General features: G+C 46.3%; 20 protein-coding genes. All 20 read right to left on the reverse strand.

Annotated features, from left to right (window positions below; translation table 11 throughout):
• Positions 1-294: 294 nt before the first annotated feature.
• Entirely contained in the window at positions 295-1,758 is a 1,464-nt protein-coding gene (locus D3D03_RS16015; protein ID WP_119924104.1) for an ArdC-like ssDNA-binding domain-containing protein, read from the reverse strand.
• A 5-nt stretch (positions 1,759-1,763) separates the two neighbouring features.
• The gene (locus D3D03_RS16020; protein ID WP_026831513.1) at positions 1,764-2,042 is read right to left on the reverse strand and encodes a hypothetical protein; all 279 of its coding nucleotides are present in this window, start codon (positions 2,040-2,042) and stop codon (positions 1,764-1,766) included.
• Entirely contained in the window at positions 2,039-2,494 is a 456-nt protein-coding gene (locus D3D03_RS16025; protein ID WP_026831512.1) for a hypothetical protein, read from the reverse strand. The genes D3D03_RS16020 and D3D03_RS16025 overlap by 4 nt, the downstream gene beginning before the upstream one ends.
• 11 nt (positions 2,495-2,505) lie before the next feature.
• A complete protein-coding gene (gene mobP2 / locus D3D03_RS16030; protein ID WP_119924105.1) occupies positions 2,506-3,666 on the reverse strand; it encodes a MobP2 family relaxase in 1,161 nt (386 codons plus the stop codon).
• Positions 3,659-3,910 (reverse strand): hypothetical protein, encoded by a 252-nt coding sequence (locus D3D03_RS16035; RefSeq protein ID WP_119924106.1) that lies wholly within the window; start codon positions 3,908-3,910, stop codon positions 3,659-3,661. Before D3D03_RS16035 ends, mobP2 begins: the two co-directional genes overlap by 8 nt.
• A gap of 506 nt (positions 3,911-4,416) precedes the next feature.
• Positions 4,417-5,256: a hypothetical protein gene (locus D3D03_RS16040; RefSeq protein ID WP_119924107.1), complete on the reverse strand. Its 840-nt coding sequence runs from the start codon at positions 5,254-5,256 to the stop codon at positions 4,417-4,419.
• Positions 5,257-5,814: a hypothetical protein gene (locus D3D03_RS16045; RefSeq protein ID WP_119924108.1), complete on the reverse strand. Its 558-nt coding sequence runs from the start codon at positions 5,812-5,814 to the stop codon at positions 5,257-5,259.
• Positions 5,815-5,827: 13 nt separating this feature from the next.
• Complete coding sequence (locus tag D3D03_RS16050; RefSeq protein WP_119924109.1) at positions 5,828-6,934, reverse strand: lysozyme family protein; 1,107 nt, start codon at positions 6,932-6,934, stop codon at positions 5,828-5,830.
• The gene (locus D3D03_RS16055; RefSeq protein ID WP_119924110.1) at positions 6,934-8,877 is read right to left on the reverse strand and encodes a VirB4 family type IV secretion system protein; all 1,944 of its coding nucleotides are present in this window, start codon (positions 8,875-8,877) and stop codon (positions 6,934-6,936) included. The genes D3D03_RS16050 and D3D03_RS16055 overlap by 1 nt, the downstream gene beginning before the upstream one ends.
• A 7-nt stretch (positions 8,878-8,884) precedes the next feature.
• Positions 8,885-9,520, reverse strand: coding sequence for a hypothetical protein (locus D3D03_RS16060; protein WP_119924111.1), 636 nt, complete (start codon positions 9,518-9,520; stop codon positions 8,885-8,887).
• Between the two features lie 4 nt (positions 9,521-9,524).
• On the reverse strand, positions 9,525-9,836 hold the full coding sequence (locus tag D3D03_RS16065; RefSeq protein WP_026831506.1) for a DUF5592 family protein: 312 nt from the start codon (positions 9,834-9,836) through the stop codon (positions 9,525-9,527).
• A 4-nt stretch (positions 9,837-9,840) separates the two neighbouring features.
• A complete protein-coding gene (locus D3D03_RS16070) occupies positions 9,841-11,784 on the reverse strand; it encodes a pLS20_p028 family conjugation system transmembrane protein (RefSeq protein WP_119924112.1) in 1,944 nt (647 codons plus the stop codon).
• 24 nt (positions 11,785-11,808) lie between these two features.
• On the reverse strand, positions 11,809-12,237 hold the full coding sequence (locus tag D3D03_RS16075) for a hypothetical protein (protein ID WP_119924113.1): 429 nt from the start codon (positions 12,235-12,237) through the stop codon (positions 11,809-11,811).
• Between the two features lie 16 nt (positions 12,238-12,253).
• On the reverse strand, positions 12,254-12,508 hold the full coding sequence (locus tag D3D03_RS16080) for a hypothetical protein (protein WP_088838321.1): 255 nt from the start codon (positions 12,506-12,508) through the stop codon (positions 12,254-12,256).
• Between the two features lie 12 nt (positions 12,509-12,520).
• The gene (locus D3D03_RS16085; RefSeq protein WP_158583712.1) at positions 12,521-14,827 is read right to left on the reverse strand and encodes a VirD4-like conjugal transfer protein, CD1115 family; all 2,307 of its coding nucleotides are present in this window, start codon (positions 14,825-14,827) and stop codon (positions 12,521-12,523) included.
• 85 nt (positions 14,828-14,912) lie between these two features.
• Positions 14,913-16,004: a hypothetical protein gene (locus tag D3D03_RS16090; RefSeq protein WP_119924115.1), complete on the reverse strand. Its 1,092-nt coding sequence runs from the start codon at positions 16,002-16,004 to the stop codon at positions 14,913-14,915.
• 94 nt (positions 16,005-16,098) lie between these two features.
• Complete coding sequence (locus tag D3D03_RS16095; RefSeq protein ID WP_119924116.1) at positions 16,099-16,323, reverse strand: hypothetical protein; 225 nt, start codon at positions 16,321-16,323, stop codon at positions 16,099-16,101.
• A gap of 14 nt (positions 16,324-16,337) precedes the next feature.
• Positions 16,338-16,526, reverse strand: a complete 189-nt coding sequence (locus D3D03_RS16100) for a hypothetical protein (protein ID WP_119924117.1) — start codon at positions 16,524-16,526, stop codon at positions 16,338-16,340.
• A gap of 350 nt (positions 16,527-16,876) precedes the next feature.
• Entirely contained in the window at positions 16,877-17,365 is a 489-nt protein-coding gene (locus tag D3D03_RS16105; RefSeq protein WP_158583713.1) for a helix-turn-helix domain-containing protein, read from the reverse strand.
• Positions 17,366-18,023: 658 nt separating this feature from the next.
• On the reverse strand, positions 18,024-19,670 hold a 1,647-nt coding region (locus tag D3D03_RS16110; protein WP_147367740.1), incomplete at its 5' end, for a P-loop NTPase fold protein.

Genomic DNA, 19,670 nt, shown 5'->3' on the forward strand with positions numbered 1-19,670 from the left:
AATTTGTATTTTAAATACAGGCGTACTTCTTTCTGGAGATAAGCCTTGATTATATTTTCATTTTTACGTGGATCAAGATGTGGGTACTTAGCAATAAACTCCTTAAGCACAGACTAAAAGATTTCAATGATTAATTCATTATCCGCTACAAATTTCTTAAAGTCTTTATCGCTTACCAGCTTCTTCACCCCTAAAAAAAGTATCAAATTCGGTTCTCTTTTTTGTTTTTATTTGTGAAATGAGATGTAATCCCTGATTTGCAGTCCTGATTTTAAAAGAGAATAAGTGATATTTTTAACGACTACGAAAATCCTGTTCCGGTACATTGAAGTGACGCGTCACGATTTGCCGTACCTTTTCTAAATCACGATCTTCGGTGGAAATCATCTCGGCGTACCACGCCTTTTCGAGTGCTTGCTCCGTTTCCTTACTGACGATTTCTGTGTTTAGGATGTGATGGAGTGGTCCTGAAGCGTCATCAAGGATACGGAAGTGTTGACTAATCGGTTCTTCGCCTGGGATGACCAGCGTATAGGCGACTGTCTCATGCTCGTCGAAATCATGGTCGTTGGCTTTCGCGAACGGTTCAAAGAAGTCTGTTGCTTCATGAACGAGCATCATCGGTTCGTTGAACGATGATAGGTCTTGTTGTGTATCTTTCTTAGCAATACTCGTCAGGTAGACACCGACGTCCTCCGGGGAATGTTGCATGATCTGCTCTAGCCGTTCGGCTAATGGTAATCCTTGTTCTGTGATTTGCGCAGTCTGTTCGATGTGCTCAATCATTTTAATGGGTGATGCTTCTCGCTCCAAGATATGCTCCTGCTCGAGCGAGGCGTGGATTTCGCGGATGAAGTGACCGGAGGTCTGATGAACTTCGTGCAACAAATCTTCTTTGTCGCGCAAGTCTCTGCCTTGCGTCCAGCTGTCGAGGTACGATAATGAAAATTCATCCGTCGGGAATCCGAAATGTGCCGCAACAGTATAGGCGACCATCTCCGCTTGGAACTCCTTTTCATGTGAATTCAACTCAATTCCACGCTGTTCGTTCCGGTCCATATTGTGAAGATTGGCATGGGCAAGTTCATGGATTAGGACAGTGACGTTTTCAATATCCGAGTTCCGTGGATTCAGGGCAATCGCGTTCAGCTCTGGATAGAAGCACCCTTTCGCGGTCCCTAGCTCATGAATTGGATGATCAAGTAATGTCACGTCTTGTGTCTCAGCGATCCCGTTCAACGCACGACGAAATGACTCTGCTTCACAGATTGATCCATTTCGATGATACGAAGCAAACAGTTCAGAGACTTCGAGCCCCTTCTCACGAGCATCGGTTTGCGTGTACTCGAAGACGTGACCAATCTTATAGTACATCGCTTTCCGCGTCGGAAGAGCACCTTCCTTTGCGCGCTTTTGCTCCGTCTTCGTTGCGTCCTTCCACGCTACCCAATCCGTATCTCGCTTAATGAACGTAACGGGGGAGGGAACAAAAATATTGATTCCTTTCTCTCCTTTTTGGACCTGGACGCCTTGCTTCTCCCAGTACGCATAGGAACCGACGGCATGGGCGCCTTGGAACTGTTCCTCGATCAATAGCATGTTTCGCGTCGAGTAGCGGTGGAACCGGCTCATGAAATCGAGATGTTCTTTAATACTCTCCTGACTGACAAAATGAGAAGCAAGCTGTGTCTCCATCTTGTCGGTCAATGCTTGTACTTCTTTCTGATAATCCTCACGTGTTTTCTTCTTATACGCCATGTGTCTCACGCTCCTTCCAATGAAACGGGCGAATCAGCAGCGCCTTCGAAATCTTCTAGTTCCTGCAGAACAATCGGATCGGCAGCGAGTCGATCCAGTAGTAGATGACGACGATCACGTGATACCGGTAGCAACAACAAAGGTTCTTCTTGCAAGAGCTGAAGTAACGCATGTTCGCCATGCGTTACTGAAATGTCGTATCGCGCTTGATGAATCATTACCGTCACATACGTCGGATGTAGTTCGAGAAACATTGCAAGTGTGAAAGCTTCTAGTCGTCTCATTTGTGGATCATCCTTTCCTCATCCGAATGCTTATGCTGCTTTCGTTGGTCGATCCGTGATTTGACGGCCGTCTCCGCTGTCTCAAGGAACGAAGGACGGTATTCTGTCGTCGGGATGATATCCTCGATGCTTTCCGTCTGCATTAGGGCTTGCACCAGTTCAATCAATACCTGTGTTTGAAGGTCTGTCTGTTGGACGCTCTTTCGTAACGGAGAGAGACTCTTTGTGATTTGTTCTTCCCAGAACGTGGTCAACTCTTGTTCGATCTGTTTTGATACGGAACGACTGATATAGTTCAAATCCCATTGCTTCTTGATCATCTCTTGATAGTCACGGATGATGTGATCGATTGCCGGACCAATCCCGGACAGTCGTTCCCGCTCGCGATACTCCTCTAAAAATTCAGCGGTCATGGCACTCATCCGGATCCGGACTTGCTTCGTCTCTTCCATCCCATTTCACCTTACCTTTCGTGTTGGACTTCCTGTTCGAGTTGTTCAAAAGCACGCTGGTTCTTGATGTGGTCCCACTCATCATTCATGTGTCGTCCGATCCGATAAAGCGTCTCTTGCATGATCCGTTCACGTCGAAACGCTGATCGGATTCTTTGTTTGGGTGAGGATGCAACTGTCTTCGCAACCTTCTGAGGTGGCTTGGACGACTCACGCATTTCGCACAGGATGGCGTTTCCCATCCGCGTGTAGAGATCCTGTTCATTCGTCTTTCGATAAGCCGATGCTTGGGATGCCGATCCATAACTCCGCTCGTAGAATGCGACCTCGGTATCGAGTTGTTGTTTAAACTCGCTGTGCTCTTTTTCGAAGTAGGTCGCAAGATACGTGTCAGTAAATTGATTGAGTGAAGGACGCAGTTCGTGCATGTCGTTCATGTTGTAATACCACTGCCGCTTGTCGTCCGGTAATTGTTTCTGAATCGTTTTGTACTGCCGAACGAGTTCCGGATGCAGGATTCGATTCGAAGCGGACGTCGTCGAACGATTTCGTTTGTGGGCTAGGACTTCTTCCCGGATGAAGGTATTCAGTTTCTCTTGTTCACGTGTCCGGTCGGCAAGCGTATGGACGACTTGCGCCTTCATCTTCTCGATTGTTTTTGGTTTCCGTTTACCGCGTTCGCGTGGATGTATCGTCTCGACTGTCGCGACATGGACGTGGATGTTATCCGTGTTGTAATGAATCGCAGCAGTCCATGTCGCGTGCAGCATCTGTTCCTTTTCGATCATCAAAGCGGTGGCATTGCGAGTTGCTTGCATCAAACGTTGTTCATCGATGTAACGATTTTCTTTGACACCGACTTCCTGTAACCACGCTTCATCGAATGAGATGACATCTTGCCAGAGGATGCTGCCGTTTTCCTGTGCTCGTCGGAAGACTTCACGCAATTGCTCTCGTTCAGTCGCACTCAATCGGTCTTGCGTCGCTGTGAACAGACCGCTCGACTTCAGTTCATCCTCCATGTAGTCATGGTAATTTTCGAATTGATGCGACCGTGCTTTCGTCTCCGGTCGATCGATGTAATTGAGATACGTCGTATAGCGACGCGCACGTCTGGTTGCTTGAGGGAGTTTGAACTTCGACTTGATGATGACACCGGGAACCTTAGTCATCCTGCATCACCTCACGGAAGAGTTTGGTCAGTTGTTCAAGTTCTGTTGCACTCCGCTTTAGGTGTAAGGTGTTCGCTTCGAGCTGTTGTTCGAGACGCGTGATTTGTGTCGACTGGACGCCGTCCGCGCACCAGGTAGTCAGTAATCCTTTCAATAATTCTTGTCGGGAACACATCTGTTTCTCCGCCTGTTCGTCGAGTTGTTTGACGAATACGGGGTCGATGTCGCGAATCAAGAGATCCATCTGTCTTCCTCCTTCCTTTAGGAAAGTAAGTCTCGGCGTTCTAAAAAAATGAAAAGATTTCCGAACAATTGCTTCGTTCCTCCTGTCATTAGAAGTGAGAAAGGTGATACCACTCAGACAAGGAACGGAGGGATCAACATGCAGTCAATGATTGAACAGAGTTACGCCCTTGGAGAAGCCGTGAGCGTCTCCTTGATCGTCGAACTTCTGAAACATATTTGCTCGAAGATGCAGCAACATGTAATGAAAAGGATTGAAAGAAGTGACGTAACTGACTCGAGTTAAGCGTTGATGAATGTTGATAGAATTGCTAAATGTGCATTGGGTTTTTAAAAGCTTAAAAATCACAAACGGTTCAAAATCGTGAAAAAGAGCATAAGGGGAAACTGCTATCACGGAGCGTGCTAGCCTAGGCGGAGCCTAGTGTTTCCCTGATATCATCAAAATCTTGAAAAGGTCACACCCTGTGCCGTTAAAAACAGCAGTTTGGCACGGTGTGTGCCACCTTACCATTTCAGTTCACGTGCTTTAATACGCAGTTGATCTTGTCGTTGCTCTTCTTGGATGAGTTGCTTTTTCAGTTCAGTTTGTCGTAGAAGTGCTTCTTCTTTGTTCTGCTTCAGATTGAAGATTTCATCCTCACGTTCGACTTGTTCGTCGAGTGTCAGGTCAGGTAACGTGGCTTGTTTCGACTCGATGTCCTGTTCGATTTGTTGGATGAGAGAAGCTTGTTCCATCTGTTCGCGCTTCATTTTCTTGATCCGTTTTTGACTTTGCACGTGCTCGCCAGTGAGAAAAAGTTGTGCATAGTCGTCTGCTTGTTGAATAGAAAGTGATGTCCTTAAGACACGTCGCTGATCCATATAGAGTGATTCGACGAGCGCATCTTCTCGCTTCGTAGCACTCAGCTTCTCGAGTGACTGTTGTGGTTCAATGACATACAAGCGGAGTGCTAGCTGATCAAAGTCGCGCGGTACATCTTCGATTTCGAAGACGTAGTGTTCGTCCTGGTGATAGACGACTCGGACGCGCTGCTCATCCGTCGGTCGTTCCTTGTAAGCGATGCGCGCGACAAGTTTCGTCGCGTAGTCTTGGGGTTGGTCGAACTGGAGGCGGACACGCATCTGTTTCCGCTCTTCATCATGGGACCAGTCGAGAAGTGTGACGGTCTGTCCATTCGTCAGCCGTTTTTCTTCACCGATCGGCGTCGCGTTGATCGGTTGTTCTTCAACAAAGAAGAGGGAGGAGAAACCAAAAAACAGAAAGCCGATCAAGAAGAATAGGCCTGTTCCGAGATACAACCGTGACCAGTCACGGGTCAACGTCTTTCGCTTTCCTGGATGCATTTAGACACCTCCTGACGTGTGAAGACTCTTCATCTGATCGACGATGTAATGTCCGTCATGATGTGTAAAAGTCAGTTCAACCAGCTCATCCGACGTCTCTTCATAGCCGTTTGCATCAATCGTCAACGTCCGTTCGAAGCGGACGAGGCAATGCTCCGGATCGTCATGGTTCAGAAAGACTTCGATGTCCGAGACGGAGGCTGTGAACTTGCCATCACTTCCGCTACTCGCGAATAACGTCCGTTTGATGGACTCCGACATATACTGGGCGGCTTGTCGTTTACGCGTGGGGTAGGTCCCGTCTTCCCATGTGAAAGCAAACGTGATGAAGCGTTCCGCGCTCTTAGAGATGGTCGAATCGTGCTCTTGCTCCTGTACGTCAGTGGGAACAGGAGAGTCTATTGTGGTCGTCTTTGGTTGCGAATCTTTTCTGTTTTTCTCTGTTGTCATGTGCGGTCTCTCTGATGCCGACGAACGGTATTGATAGACGTTGGCACTGACAGACAGTAACAGACAGAACAGCACGAGTCCTAAAAGATGACGACTCGTCAATGCCATGTTGCATCCCTCCTTATAGAGAAAAGAGTGGTGCCGGATCAATGTGTCCGGACCAATCACTCGTCTTGAATTCGATGTGCAGATGATTCCCGGTCGAACGTCCAGTCGAACCGCATATCCCGATTGCTTGTCCGGCTTCGATCTTCTGACCCGTCTTAACTTGGCGTGCGGAAAGGTGGGCGTAAGCGGTGATCCATTCCCCTTGTTTGATCTGAATGAGTTGTCCGTAAGGTCCGCGTAAGCCGCTATAGGTGACGGTACCGGAGCGGACGGCGTGGACGGTATCCGTATCGTGACAACTAAAATCGATGCCTGTATGAACGTCCGTCTTTCCGAAAACGATCCGTGTTCCGAACCCCGACGTCATCTGAAGCGGGATGTCGAGGGGGGCATGGAGTTTCCCTTTGATCGGTCCCGTCTTGCCTTCCGCCAGTACCGTCGGCGTCAGATAACGAAGGAGGGCATCGACATATTCGATGTCACCGTAACAGGCTTGATGCTCGATCGCGCTCGGACGATGGCACTGATAGATGCCACTTTTCTTGACACGTTGGTACATCATCTGTGAAAAGGAGATTGCGAGTTGTTTCGTATAGCGTCCACCGTTTTCTTGGACGTAATCAATGAAGCCACCCCCGAAGTTGTAACTCTGTAGCGTCAACTTGACGTCTTGGTTCGCTTGTTGGAAGACCGACGCAAAGTGTTTCACGCCGTAGCGAATGCTCTCATCGGGAGAGGTGATGCAGCCGATCCGTCCGCACTTCGATTCACTCGCTTGCATCGGATCGTTCCCGCGTCCGCCGCTCTCCTGCATCATCAGGGCGAGTACGACGTTCGTCTGTCCCTCGAGTTGTTGCTTCTTTAATTCGCGTGCGATCGCCTTGCGATATTGCAGGACGTCATCACTGACTTGCAGACTCGCGTCCGAATAAGCAATCGGTGTCTCGGTCGCCTGATCGTTCTCGACCCCAGTCAACGTATCGAGAATGCTTACGACGATGATGATCAGAAGCAACAATAGTAGCGCGATACCAAACGCAATCAAACGATATTTCAAGGTCAAGAGTCGCCACTTCATCCTGACGGCGACGCGTGCCGATTGCCGGACCGTGCTCCACATCAGGCACCACCTCCGAACAAGGTCAGCTCCTCGGGTGAGACATCGACATCGAAGATCAGTGTCTTCACACCGGAAACGCTAAGGACAATGCGTCCGATCTCGAGCGACGGAATCAATCGCGTCTCACTCTCAGTCAACTGACCATCGAAGACGGTCTGGATCGTCGGGATACTCTCAGCATCCTGCTCGCCGATGAACTTATACTGCGTCAGTTGGAACAACGTCTTGACGTTCTCCGCGTTCTCCGACTTCGAACCGGTCGGGACGAAGTCTGTGATCAAGTGCGAGGCGAAGAAGATGCCGCCGAAGTATTTCCGCGCTTCGCGCATGAACTGTTGTAGATAAAGGATCGCCGGTTGTGCGATGTCACGCGTGTTGATCAGGTGGTGGGCCTCATCGATGACGATCAGATACTTGAAAGCATCTTCAATCAGTAGCTCACCTTGGTTGTAGCTGCGCAGTTGTCCGGCACCGTTGAGGATCATCCCGTCCCAGAGCATGTTCATCAGGTTGAAGACCTGTGCCTGGAAGATCTCGTCCTTCAGGTTCGTCAGGTTGCGTAAGGGGAACGAGACGATCGCTTCCTCATCGAACCGCTCAATCGAAGAATGCCCATCAAAGACGTTGCCGTAGTTATGGACAAGATTCGTGATAGCGAGTTCGATGTTCTCTAGCCGTCTGATACGATTCGTGCTGATGGTCTCGCGGATCGATGTCCGTGCTACATCGGCATATAACTCGGAACGAACAAGCGTCAAAAAATCGGAGAAGACGGGATAGGTGTTCGCTGGATGTGTCGTGATCGGTGCGTCACCGTCCTCGTTCCAGAGCCCTTTTTCAAGGTAGAGCTGACGGAGCAGAATCTCGAACTCGTTCGTTTCTTCCTGTGAGGCTGCCGGATTGATGTAATGATAGAAGACAGCAATCTTCGACAGGTGTTGCATGAACGAGAGGGCTTCGTCCGCAGAGCCGTCTGCATGCGTGACCGTCTTATAGACATGGAGCGGATTGATCCGCCCGGCGGAACCGTCGAGTGCGATCTCCTTCCCACCAAGTTGCCGCACGAGATCGGAGAATTCCCCCGTCACGTCCAAGATGCGAACATGATTGCCTTTGATGGCTTGATCGAGGACCGTTTTCTTGAGTAATGTCGACTTGCCCGATCCCATCTTGCCGATCATCAAGGCATTATAGAACTTCCGTTGTTTATCCTTATGGAATAGATCAAAGATGACGCTCCCGTTCGTGTCGGTCGTCCCGTAATAGGTACCGGTCGGATCCTGTAGCGATGTGAAGTGGAACGGATAACCACCCGCGATCGACAGTGATGGAATCTCTTTCCCGCGACGACGGTTCGGTAATTTTTGTTGCTGCTCATAGCTGAGGAACAGGCTCTGCCATTCCCATTCCTGTTCGTTCAGGAAGACGGTTGCGCGGAAGTTCCGCGCCTCAAGTTCCTCCATCACGTCCTGGACTTGTCGTTCGAGTGCGTCGAGTGTCTTCGCTTTGACGTAGAGTCGGAGGTGCAGATACTTCATCGTTTCGCCCTGCGTGATCTGTTCGTAGAGTTCGTTCAGTTCCTTATACGTCTCGCGCGCATCAATCCGGTCGACATTATCTTTCGCATTCTCGAAGCGCGTATTCTGCTCGGCCATCGACTTGTTGATTGTCCGGATCATCTCTCGCTTGTCCGCCGTCCCGATATCGAGCGTCGTTAGGACACCGGGGAGGTTGAGGATTGGTTCGAGCCAGAAGTCATAGACCGTCGATTGATACTTATAGACGTGGAGGCAGGCGAGATAACCGTCACCGGTCCGGACATAGTTCGGCTCGAAGCGGAGTCCGCCTTGCGGTTGGATGGCTTGGACGAATGTCGGATTGTAGCCATCCTGTTGTTTGATCGTCTCTGGGTCCTGCTTCCGTAGAAAACGTGTACGCCACATGACGCCATCACTCCTTTCCGTCCTGGGTCGGTTTCGTATTCGGGTTGTGCAGTTGGAACAACACATGCATCTTCTGTTCGAGTGTCAGTTCAACCATCGGATTACTGCGCCGGAGTAGTTTCGTCAATTGATGCTTCCGTTCCAGAAGCATCGCCTCGTCCGGAGCATAAAAAAAGAGGAGATAATCGCGATTGGTGCGATGCTCCTCGAGGTAGATCAGTTCCTGTTTCTTCTTTTGAAGGAAGGGACGATAGGCCGCAATCTGATTCTGTCGCAGCTGTCGTTCGATCCGTTGTTTCTGTTTTTCTAGATTAAGCGGTGTATTGAGCGGAATGACCTTCAATGGATGGACATACGCCTGCAAGAGATAGGCAAGGGAGAAGATGTCATGGTCTTTCTCCGTCTCAGACAGTCCGTAAATATCCTTTGAAGTCAGTTGAATGATGTCGCAAAACGTCCCGTCCTGCATCTCGAAAACATCGAGCGCTGTTGAGTCGATAATCGGCAAAATGGAGGCGACAGACGGTGGGATTCGGACTCGCTTCTCCTTGCGTGTTGGTGGTGTCGTCAACTGAACCTCATCTAGCCAGGTGATATCGTTCGTAGGACTTGTTTTTAATCGTGTATCTTCCGATAAACTCATCTGATCACGCTCCTTTCGAAGATTCATTCCGGTCGGCCAACGCTATATAGGTGTCTTTTTTCTTGATCAGTGCGTAATAGAGCACGTGGACCATCCGCTTTTCCGGATTCGTCGTCGGTCGGATGACTAGAAAGAGTCCGAAGCCTACGAGGAAGCACGTGAATGGGAGATGCAAGACGTCCGGAATGAACGGCAGGGCGATCAACCGGACGATGATCAAAGCTACGAGAAATAGTAAATCATAGAGGTAGAGCATCTTGTTGATTTTCAGTTCGGTCGTGACTTCATTCGGAATCCGGTATTGGCGCTGTTGCATGGTCTCACTCCTTTTTCGGGTCTAGACGCGGAACGTCCGTCGAGTACATCCGGGATGATTCCTGTGTCACGCGCGTCTGGGCTTGTTCAACATGTTTGAGTTCTTTCTGCGTTGTGGTTTCCAGTGTCTGATAGATCGACTTTCGTTGTCGCTGTGTTCCGGATAATGTCTCCTGCGATGATTCACTGATGGATGGTGATCCACTGGAAGAGTTAGATGATGTGACGTTCGGTGACACATTCTCTGTTGTTTCCACAGAATGAGCGGACGCACTAGTATTCGTTTTGTCGAATGGTGTCGAATCCGCTGAAGAAGTAACAGGGTTGCGATTTACTTCGGAAGTCTGTGGAGACTGTGTGACCTGATGAGATGTCGTAGGCGTTTCAGGCGCTTCTAACTCATTAGGTAAAGTAACCTGTTGTTCATTCGACGACATATTGGACATCTTCGGTTGCGTAGCAGGTATTGTCGATTGCGAAGTCGATGGCACAGGTTTTGTTTGTGCGACAGAGTCTGGACGATGTGTAACGGATTCTGGTGATGCTGCTGCAGTCCCGCTCTTAAGCTCCGTATCGTACATTGCCTCGTCAGTCGACTCGACTCGCTGGTTTTCTTGCCCCACTGGGCGAAATGTCCGTTCTTGTGCTTGTGATGGAGTCGGAACACTCTCAGGCGAACGATCTGGACGACTCGCGGGTGTTCCGCCATTCGGTGGCGGGTTCGGTGGCAATTTCGTACTTGCTGCTTCCGAGACAGAAGGAGTGTCAGGGCGTGATGACATCTTCATCGTCTGACCGGCGACACGAGCGCCCACTTTCGCGGTTCCTTTTCCGACAGCATACGCACCGAGTGCGACACCCCAACCGCGCTTCAGACCGGCATCAATCCCGAAGAGACGTTCGACCATGTTTGGTCCATCAATCAAAGCTGCAGAGAAGGCAATCAATGCAATCAAATAGGCGAGTCCGTCCAGTGTATCGGCCAGGTATGCCGTTCCAATCGTATAGAGTTTGATCGAAACGAAGATCAGAATGATGACGAGAAAGGTGTTCAAGATGCTTTGGATGACCTTCTTCGTCTTTTGTCCGCTGTGTAGATCAGCAGGTGCTATCAAAATCGCCAAGACATAATTAAAAGCCAACTCGAACGAGAGTCGAGCCAGCTTGTAGGCAATCGAGAAGAGGGTGAAACCCATCACCCCTAGCGTGACGAGGATTGTCAGCCAGTTCGGATGATAACGATAGTAGTATTGGTTATTCCAATCAAGTCCGCTTTGATCGAGTTTGCCTATTACTTCTTCACTACCGTCCCAAAGGATAAATGATTTTGAAAGTTTTGATCCAGTAGTGGATACGTCTAGTTTATTGCTATCGAACACCTCATTAATCTGTAATCCTTTGATCAATTTGGTCGGAACATTATTTTTTACGTCATTTTCTGTATAGTTGTCAAAGTCGTTTTTATCGTATGCTACTAAATCGTTTAAATTTTCTTTGAGTATTGTTTCAGATATAGTTTCCTTTTCAGAGCCATATATACTACCACTCTTGACTTGATTGACTGCTTGATCGGTGAAGTCATTTAGTTGTTTCATCGTAGGTGAGAGTAGTCCTAAAATCATCAGTGAAATGAAAATATTGATAAGAAGCCCTTCTCGATCGAATTTCTTTTGAAAAATGATGAGATAGCCTGTAAAAACAAAGCTAGCGGCTAATAGTACATACAAAAAAGGTTGAATCGTCTGAACGAATTCAACCACTTGAGGATTACTAAAGAATGTTTTGATCATCAAAATATCATCTGTAAGACTTTCGAGTGAATCGATCAACAAAGAAAGCCCTCTGACAAAAATCCATCCCACAGTTCGCAAAGCATCGTTGACTAAATTACTTAAGTTAAAAAGTCGTTCGAATTCGGTAAGTTTCTGGATAACCTGAGCATCAGACATATCTATCCAGACCTCCGTTTCATCCTATTTATTATTAGCTACAAACTCATTAACTGTATCAGTAAAGGTTTCATCGGTCAGGCGATTGACGTTTAGCGTATCTTTAATCTTACCTTTAGACATATAGTACAAACTCTCGCCCTTTAGAGTCGAGGTATACTCAAAGTTCGCACGATTTACTATTTTTTTAGCATCAGGCTGAAAAGTATTATAGATGTGAATAGGTACTTCATTTTTTTTTGCTATGGAATCGAGTTTATTTTGATATGAGTCAATATCTCCGTCTTCCTCTTTTAAAATCAGTAGGAATCCTTCCTGTTTTCCATCCATTAGATTTTCTACCTTGGATAACTTTACTTGATTCGCATGACTAGAGTCTTCAGTTTCACTACAACCGACTAAAAGTAACGCAGAGGAAATCAATAATCCGGAGAGTACTCGTTTCGTTTGCATGCCTCCACCCCTTTTCCTATGATGACACCTGTTCCGGACCTGTCAGGTCATCATTGCTGACATGGACCCGGAAATCGAATGTGTCTATAAGCGTAACAGTTTTTCGGTCGCCTGAGTCTGGGTCTTCTTCCTCAAATACGACTAAAAAGCCATCTTGGGTTTGGATATTCAATACTTCACCACGACGGAGGCGCTTCTTGTTCTCCTTGATGATGGTCGCGATGACCCGGAGTTCGCGCTGGACGCGTTCGGTGCGTGTCAGTTCTGTCATATGATGCCCTCCTTAGACGCCATGACGAAGTTTCTCGAGTCGTTTGCTGATGATCGTCTTCAAAAAGTGACGCTGGTTGTCGGTTACGGGAATCGTTTTGTCTGTGATTCCTTGTTCGAACGCCGCGATAGATAGGGTATCGTGTTCCGTCGTCTCGAAGATGGAGCGTAGGATTTTTGGTTGCAGAACATCACAGACGCGCCATTCTTTTGCGTCAAGTGTCTCCTCATCCGTCTCAACCGTTTTCGATGCAACTGAGGCGCCGAGATGGAAGGGGACACGAAGCGTATTCAGGTCGAGATGGGCATGTGCACAGGGAATGACGAGATCGTTGATGGAACGGTCCGTATTAAAGTCATCCGCCAAGTATTCATAGCGGTATTTCATCGCCGTCCGTCCGGTCAGGAAGAGCGGGTAGGACTGGATCCGTTTCTGTTGTTTGTCTTGCCGCTTGATGACGCGGATAATCAACATTTCGCCTTCTTTCAACCCCATCACCTCGGTTGATGTCAACAAGCGCCGACCATCGACACTCTCCGTCTTCGACTTCGAAAGCGAGAAGGTCTGTCCGGAGCGAGACTTCGTGACGATCGTCTGCTCCCCGAGTTTCTTCGAGATCAATTCTGCCGTCGACTCATCCGCTGTCAATAGGTAATGCGTGTTCCCGCAGTTGCCGTCGATTGTCTTCCAATCCTCTCCGTAGAGGTTCTCGAGTTGTGCGTAGGACTGGATGACGAGGTTGAAGCGGAGGTTCCGACCGAGACAGACGGTAATGATATTCGCCATCCCTTCAATCGCTGGCATATTCCCAAACTCGTCGAGCAAGAAGATGACCTGGCGTTCACAACGTCCGCTCGTCGCTTGTGAGGCGACACGGGCTAGCGAGGTATAGACTTGTTTGACGTACAGTGAAGCGATGACGTTCAACGTCGGATCGTAGTCCGGGACGATCAGGAAGACGGCAACGGGGCGCGGGTGCTGGCGAACCTCCCGGATGTCAATCGGGGCATCCGTCGTCCAGTCGAAGATCCCGTCTGCCTCGTCCGTCCAACCCGTGAGTGTTACGGTGTAACGTTGTCTCTCACTCTCTACGATGATATTGGCATCGACTTCGAGGATCTCTTCGTGATGGAGTACGAAACTCCCATCGTCGTCCGTCGTCAAGGCGAGCTGCTTCCCACTTGGAAAGTAGAACGTCAACCGTGACAAGGGAAGCGCACGTCCTCGGATCCAGCGGTTGAAGCCGATTAGTTTCATGTCAAGGGAGTTCTGTGCCGTCAAACGTGCTGTCGCATCAAGAGTAAAGATCCCGAGCTTGGCATTCGTATTGGCGAGGATACTCGCGCGCGTCTGCCCCCCGGAGAAATGAAGCGTCGTATACTGCATACGTGCCGGATGATTCTCCGGGAACGACGCGAAGAAGGCGTCGAGTGCCGATTGTTCCTGTCCCATTCCATCAGTGACCGTGCGTGAGCCGAGATCGGATAACATCAAGGCGACGTTATACATCGTGATCTTCTCCGGTTCATGTTTGGCTTGTTCGCATAATCCAAGAATCAAGGCGGTGCAGAGATCCGTTGAGGAGTTACCCCAGAACGGATCCTTCGCCTTCGGGTCATGATAGAGCATATAGGCAACCGAACGGGCATACTGTTGGGCGAGAGAGTAGTTCTCGTCCAAATACGCGTCGATTGTCAGTTGCAACAGGTTATAGGACATCGATTGCGACGGATTCATCAGATTCAGCACTTCGACCTGATATCCGCGTGCCTCGAGCGTTTCTTTGGAGGAAGCGAATAGCTCTCCTTTCGGATCATTGATGATTAGACTCGCTTGGCGTTCGGCACGGCTGTAGAGATCGATTGTCGAGAAAACGAATGTCTCACCTTTCCCGGACCGGGTTGTCCCGATGACAAGGTTGTTGACGGCACTGTCATCGATGTAGAGGCGATCACGATAACGACCGACCGGGACGCCACCGGATCCGGTGTACGTCTCTTTACGGTCCGGAACGTCCCGATACTGCTGTTTCATCTCTTGGAACGTCGTGAAACGAGCGCTCCCTTTTTGAGATGCTTTAAGATCACGGAAGTTGAGCCAATACTTCAATAAAAGAACACCACCGAGGACAAAGCAAACACCGAACACGGATAGCGCGATGACGGGTGACCAAGCGAGCTTGGTCACCCAACTCATCTCGAACTGAAGTGGGGAAGCGGCCCCCAACTTACCGTTCTGGAAGAGATTTTGGATCGTCTGTTGTAGGAAGTGGAACGTGACATTGAGCGATAAGAACAATAGGACCGGTAGGACAATCAAAAAAGAGAGGTATCTCCACAACCAAGTAGATGTAACCAGTGAACGTATCGAGAAATTATTCATTATTTCAGTCACCACACTTTCATTAAAGAAGAGAGAAGGCTTGTCTTTGCTTCGCTTCGAGCAACTCATTCAGCTTCTCGAGCTCTTTTTTGTCCGTCTTCTCGGATAACTGTCGTTTTTGATCTTCGAGTGCTTGAATCTCTTCATCCAGTTGGACAAGTGTTACCACTTGCTGTTTCAATTCTTCGTTTTGGACCAGCTTGACGCTTTCTTGTGCCTTCGTCACATCTTTCAACGCGATGTAGGCACGTGTCTTCGCCTCCTTGCGCGCGGTCGTCATCTCGACACCCGGGATGGAGACCGCACGTTTATAGTCTTTCTTTAAGATGGCGAGATCGAAGGCCCCTTCATCCGTCGGGTGGACCGCTTGGAACGCTTGCAGTGTCTCTTGACGGTCTGTTGCGAATGGCTTCGACTGCATGATGATCGTCTCGACATCGATCGGATCGTTCGTCACAGCAACCGCCTGATCGTAGTCTTGCTTTTCAACATACTGCGTGATGAGAAACTGTTGTTGGTCGTTACTCAATGACTTTTTTCTTTCCAGACGCTGTATGAGCGGCTTCGTCTCTCCGGTCAACGCTGCTTCATAAAGCGGCTGCCAATCTGACGTTGCCGCTTGGACACCACTGGGTGGATCCGGCTGTACAAGTTGGACAACGGATAGTGTACCGAGGAGCAACAGACTGACACCACTGACGCCATAGACGAGACGGCGCTGTCCGCGACGTAAACGGGAGACGTGTGTTGCGTCCGGATGTTGCTGAATCGCTGACGTCGTCATCGTCTTATAGGGTTCCGACGTCAAACGTTCCAGATTCTCGAGTAATAGGATCTTTTTCGTCGCATCCTCTTTTCGGATCCGGATGCGTGGGATTCTTTCTTTTAGCTGCAAATAAAGATTCGGATAGGTCGGATCACCAAACTGGAACGTTCCTTTGTAGACGAGCTGATCGGCATCATCAAAGATTCGGAACTCGCTCGCAAACCGTTCGTTCGCTTGCTGGGCTTCTTGATGGACTTGTGTTGATAGTAAAAGCGCCTCCTCATATGGGAGACGCTCATAGTTCGGTAAAGCTTCTTTTGGTACATCGGTGAAACGGACAAAGAGCATACATTTTCCTCCTTTGAAGCAAGACATTTCAATAAAGACAATAAAAAAAGCCATCCGGTTCGGAATGACGTTCTAAGTGATGTATATAGCAAGATCAAAATTTGATGTTGTCGTTGACCATCTCGGCGAGTGCGAAGGCCCCCATGACGATAATCAAACCACCAGCACCTCCGATGAGCCAACTCACTGTCTTCTGACGACCTCGTTCGCCTCCTAGTGTGAAGTAAAAACCAGCAACCGTGAAAGCGAATGCTGTTGCAGTCATGCTAAATCCTTGAAAGAACTGGATCAAGCTAATCCCTGTCTCGTTAATACCCATTTTGCTTCCTCCTCTCAATCCCGTGATGCGGTAACGGACGATGTGAAGTTCAGTTTCGAGTCGAGTGCCTCTAAAATCAGTTCCTGATTCTCCTGGATAACGAGTTGATGCTGGGCGTCGAGCCACTCCTCATAGTCTTTCCCTTGGATCCGGAGCAACTTCTCGGCAAAAGTCTTATTCTGCTTCTGTTCACGTGTCGGCATGGCGTACACTCCTTCCTTGAGGTCGATGCGCAACAGCACATCCTTAAGGACAGTCGAAGTCAAGCAAGGCGGTGGGTTTATAGCACGTTCTCCCACGAACTCTGACATCCGATATCGGACGTCTGTTTAGGGTTTTTCGCTGACCCTCAACGAATACGTGACCTGTGGGCGAGTTTTAGGCGACTCTCGCCGAACCATTTCTGCGTATATCCCGCTCATCCGGTCACGCATGAGGGACACGCCGGTATGTGATTGGAGTGACTGTCCTTAGCGATATGCTGCTACGGTCATCAATTCCTCTTGTCATTGATTCGTGTTATTTCATAAGTAGATACGTATTCGTAGATGGTTCACTGATGAACCAGTCTGCGACGTGAGACGTGAATCAACTCATCATTCGGGTGCTTCCGTTTAGCAATGACCTGATTCTCCCCGACGACGGTTCGAATCCGGTAATAGATCTGCGAGATTTCTTGTGTCTCCTTACTCTCTTGTTCGATGGCAATACGACCATGTAGCTGATATGTCTTGCCATCGAACGTACGGACTGAATCCGCTAACGGGAGCTCTGCTAAATCGAAACGTTCCTGCTTCAGGTGCGACCAATTCCGTTTCTTCTCCATTCTCAAGTCGAACTCATCCCAAGGGATGGATCCCAGTGTCTGTTCACAGGCTGTCGCGAGAATCTGGACATCAAGGATGGAAGGAAGTGAACGGTTCCGCTCGTAGGCGCTGATGGCTGCCTGCGAAATCTCTCCATACGTCTTCTCTGCTAACTCGATCTGACTCCAACCATGTTCTAGGCGTTCACGTCTTAACCACTCTCCGAATCGGTACATATACATGCTCCTTTCCTTCGAGAATCACTAGTATTACAATGTCTTCCTGTTGATAGTTAGAATATAGCAGATTATTCTGTTAATTCAATCGCTATTTTGATGTGTCAAAGCTGTTACTAACGTCGGATTTTGACGAAAACAATGATACCAACGCTTTTTTGATGTATTTCCAAAACGTGGAGTAATTATGTATTCAAATTGTAAAATATTCTGTTTCAACGTATTAATGAATTTTATTTGAAATTTAAACTTACAATTGATTCTTTTGCTTACTATATCTTGTTCGATTTCCGAATGTAGAGAATGTTTGTACTGATGGTAAGGCGCTGTTAAAAGCTGTCAAACATGCTAAAGAGGCTCTCAAGTAAATGTTAGAGGTGATGATGGATTATGATACAAAGTTTAATCTACCTAACTCTGGTCGATGCTTAAAATAATTATTAGAATAGCGAACGAAAAAAAATAGACACTACAAAAAAGGACTTGGTACAAAACCGAAGTCCTTTTATAACAGCTTATAACGTTAAGAGTGCTCTTATTGGACTGTACAAATTCTAGATTTCAGTTTGTAGAAAAAGATTACAGAAGTATGTATGTTCCAACCGCACATTTCTTAACTTATTTACTGCAGCAAACAAATATTTGATCGAAATCATTATTATACAGTAAGAAATTCTTCATAATCCGTATTAGCTAACGAGGAAATTACTTTAATTTTTAATTTAGGATTATTATATTTATTAATTTTTTCTGATTCTGATTTAGATAAAAACGTAGGAGAAAAAATTAAAACCCTCATTTCTTTTATTTCTTCATTTTCATGTAAAATTCTAGAATATGTATCGAGTAATTTTTTTGATTGATTTGAATTAACTAGTCTAAACTCAAATAGAATATCGCTTATTGCTGGATATCCTTTAAAGTCTTTCATACGATCATATTGACTATTTTTTGAATTTATTTTGTATAGTAGTGAAATCATCATCTTTTCAAAAATGAAGGTTTGAAAGCTAATAAATTGATTGGTAACATCTCTAACTTCGTTATTTAGATCATCTGTAACATTCATTCCATGTGCAATTTGGTTTCTTAAATCATTAAACCTTTTAAAGTCTGAAAATAATTTAGAAGATATTACTTCTTTTTGATGTAAATCTCGCATAATTAAAAATATAGCACTTGGTCTATTTTTTGATTCACTACCTAATATGTATTTAGATTTTGAGAAATCTCTAATCCATTTTTCAAAAAGAATATATTCATTTAAAAAGAATATAAATGGAGAAGATAAATTATATTTATTTTCTATTGTTACGTTGTCAGACCACTTATATCTTGGTAACTCTTCTGTGTAGCTTTCATCCGAAATCTCTGATGAATATAAATTTACAAGTATCTTATTTTGCACCAATTGTTCAATTAATGTTTCCGTGTGTTTTTTTATACTCTCATAAAATAAATTCATAAAAGTATTTTTAGATATATCATTTTCTATTAATATATCTTCAATATTGAAATCTATATGTCTCATTCTTTTTATTTTATTTATGGTGATATATAGGAAATAAACTAAAAAATCTTGCTCCACTTCAGAAAATACTGATTTTTCACTACTGATTTTTTCTTTTTCAATTTGTCTAATGATTTTTGAAATTTGAGCATTTGTTTTTAATAAATTGATGTCAGATCCAATGTTTAAAACAGCATTCCCATTTGTATCAAAGAAAATATCATTTCTTACAATTCCGATAAATTTTCTAAGTACTCTATTTGAAGATAGAATATTGGCTTGGATATACTGCTCGATAAGGTCAGTATCATACTGACTATCTTTAATTAAAGAATAAAAATAATCTTCAAATATCTCCGAACTAGGTAACGATATATGTATATTTCTGGTAAAAATACTTTTAACTAGATTATCTTCCTCAATATCAGCCATTAAATATTTATAAAGCATTTTCTGACCGAAAATTAATACAAAATTAGTTTTTCCATTCAAAAGCAAAGGCTTTAATTCAGAAATAAAACTATTAATCTCGGTTTCTTCTTCAATCTTATCTAATTCGTCAATTATTATTACTAATTCGATATTTATTTGATGAAGTCCATTAATAACTCTATATAATTGACTTTCTGCTATCTCATCATCATATAAAGTTTTTTGGCTAATCTCATCACTTTCTTCCTTGTTTCTTTTATAACTAAACTCAACAATTAAGATAATTAACATTATTAATAGCATTATAGAGACAATAGTCCAATTGATTTCATCTTTTTTAAAATAATCAATCAAACTAAATCC

The organism is Exiguobacterium sp. RIT452 (assembly GCF_003598705.1).
Lineage (GTDB): Bacteria > Bacillota > Bacilli > Exiguobacteriales > Exiguobacteriaceae > Exiguobacterium_A > Exiguobacterium_A undae.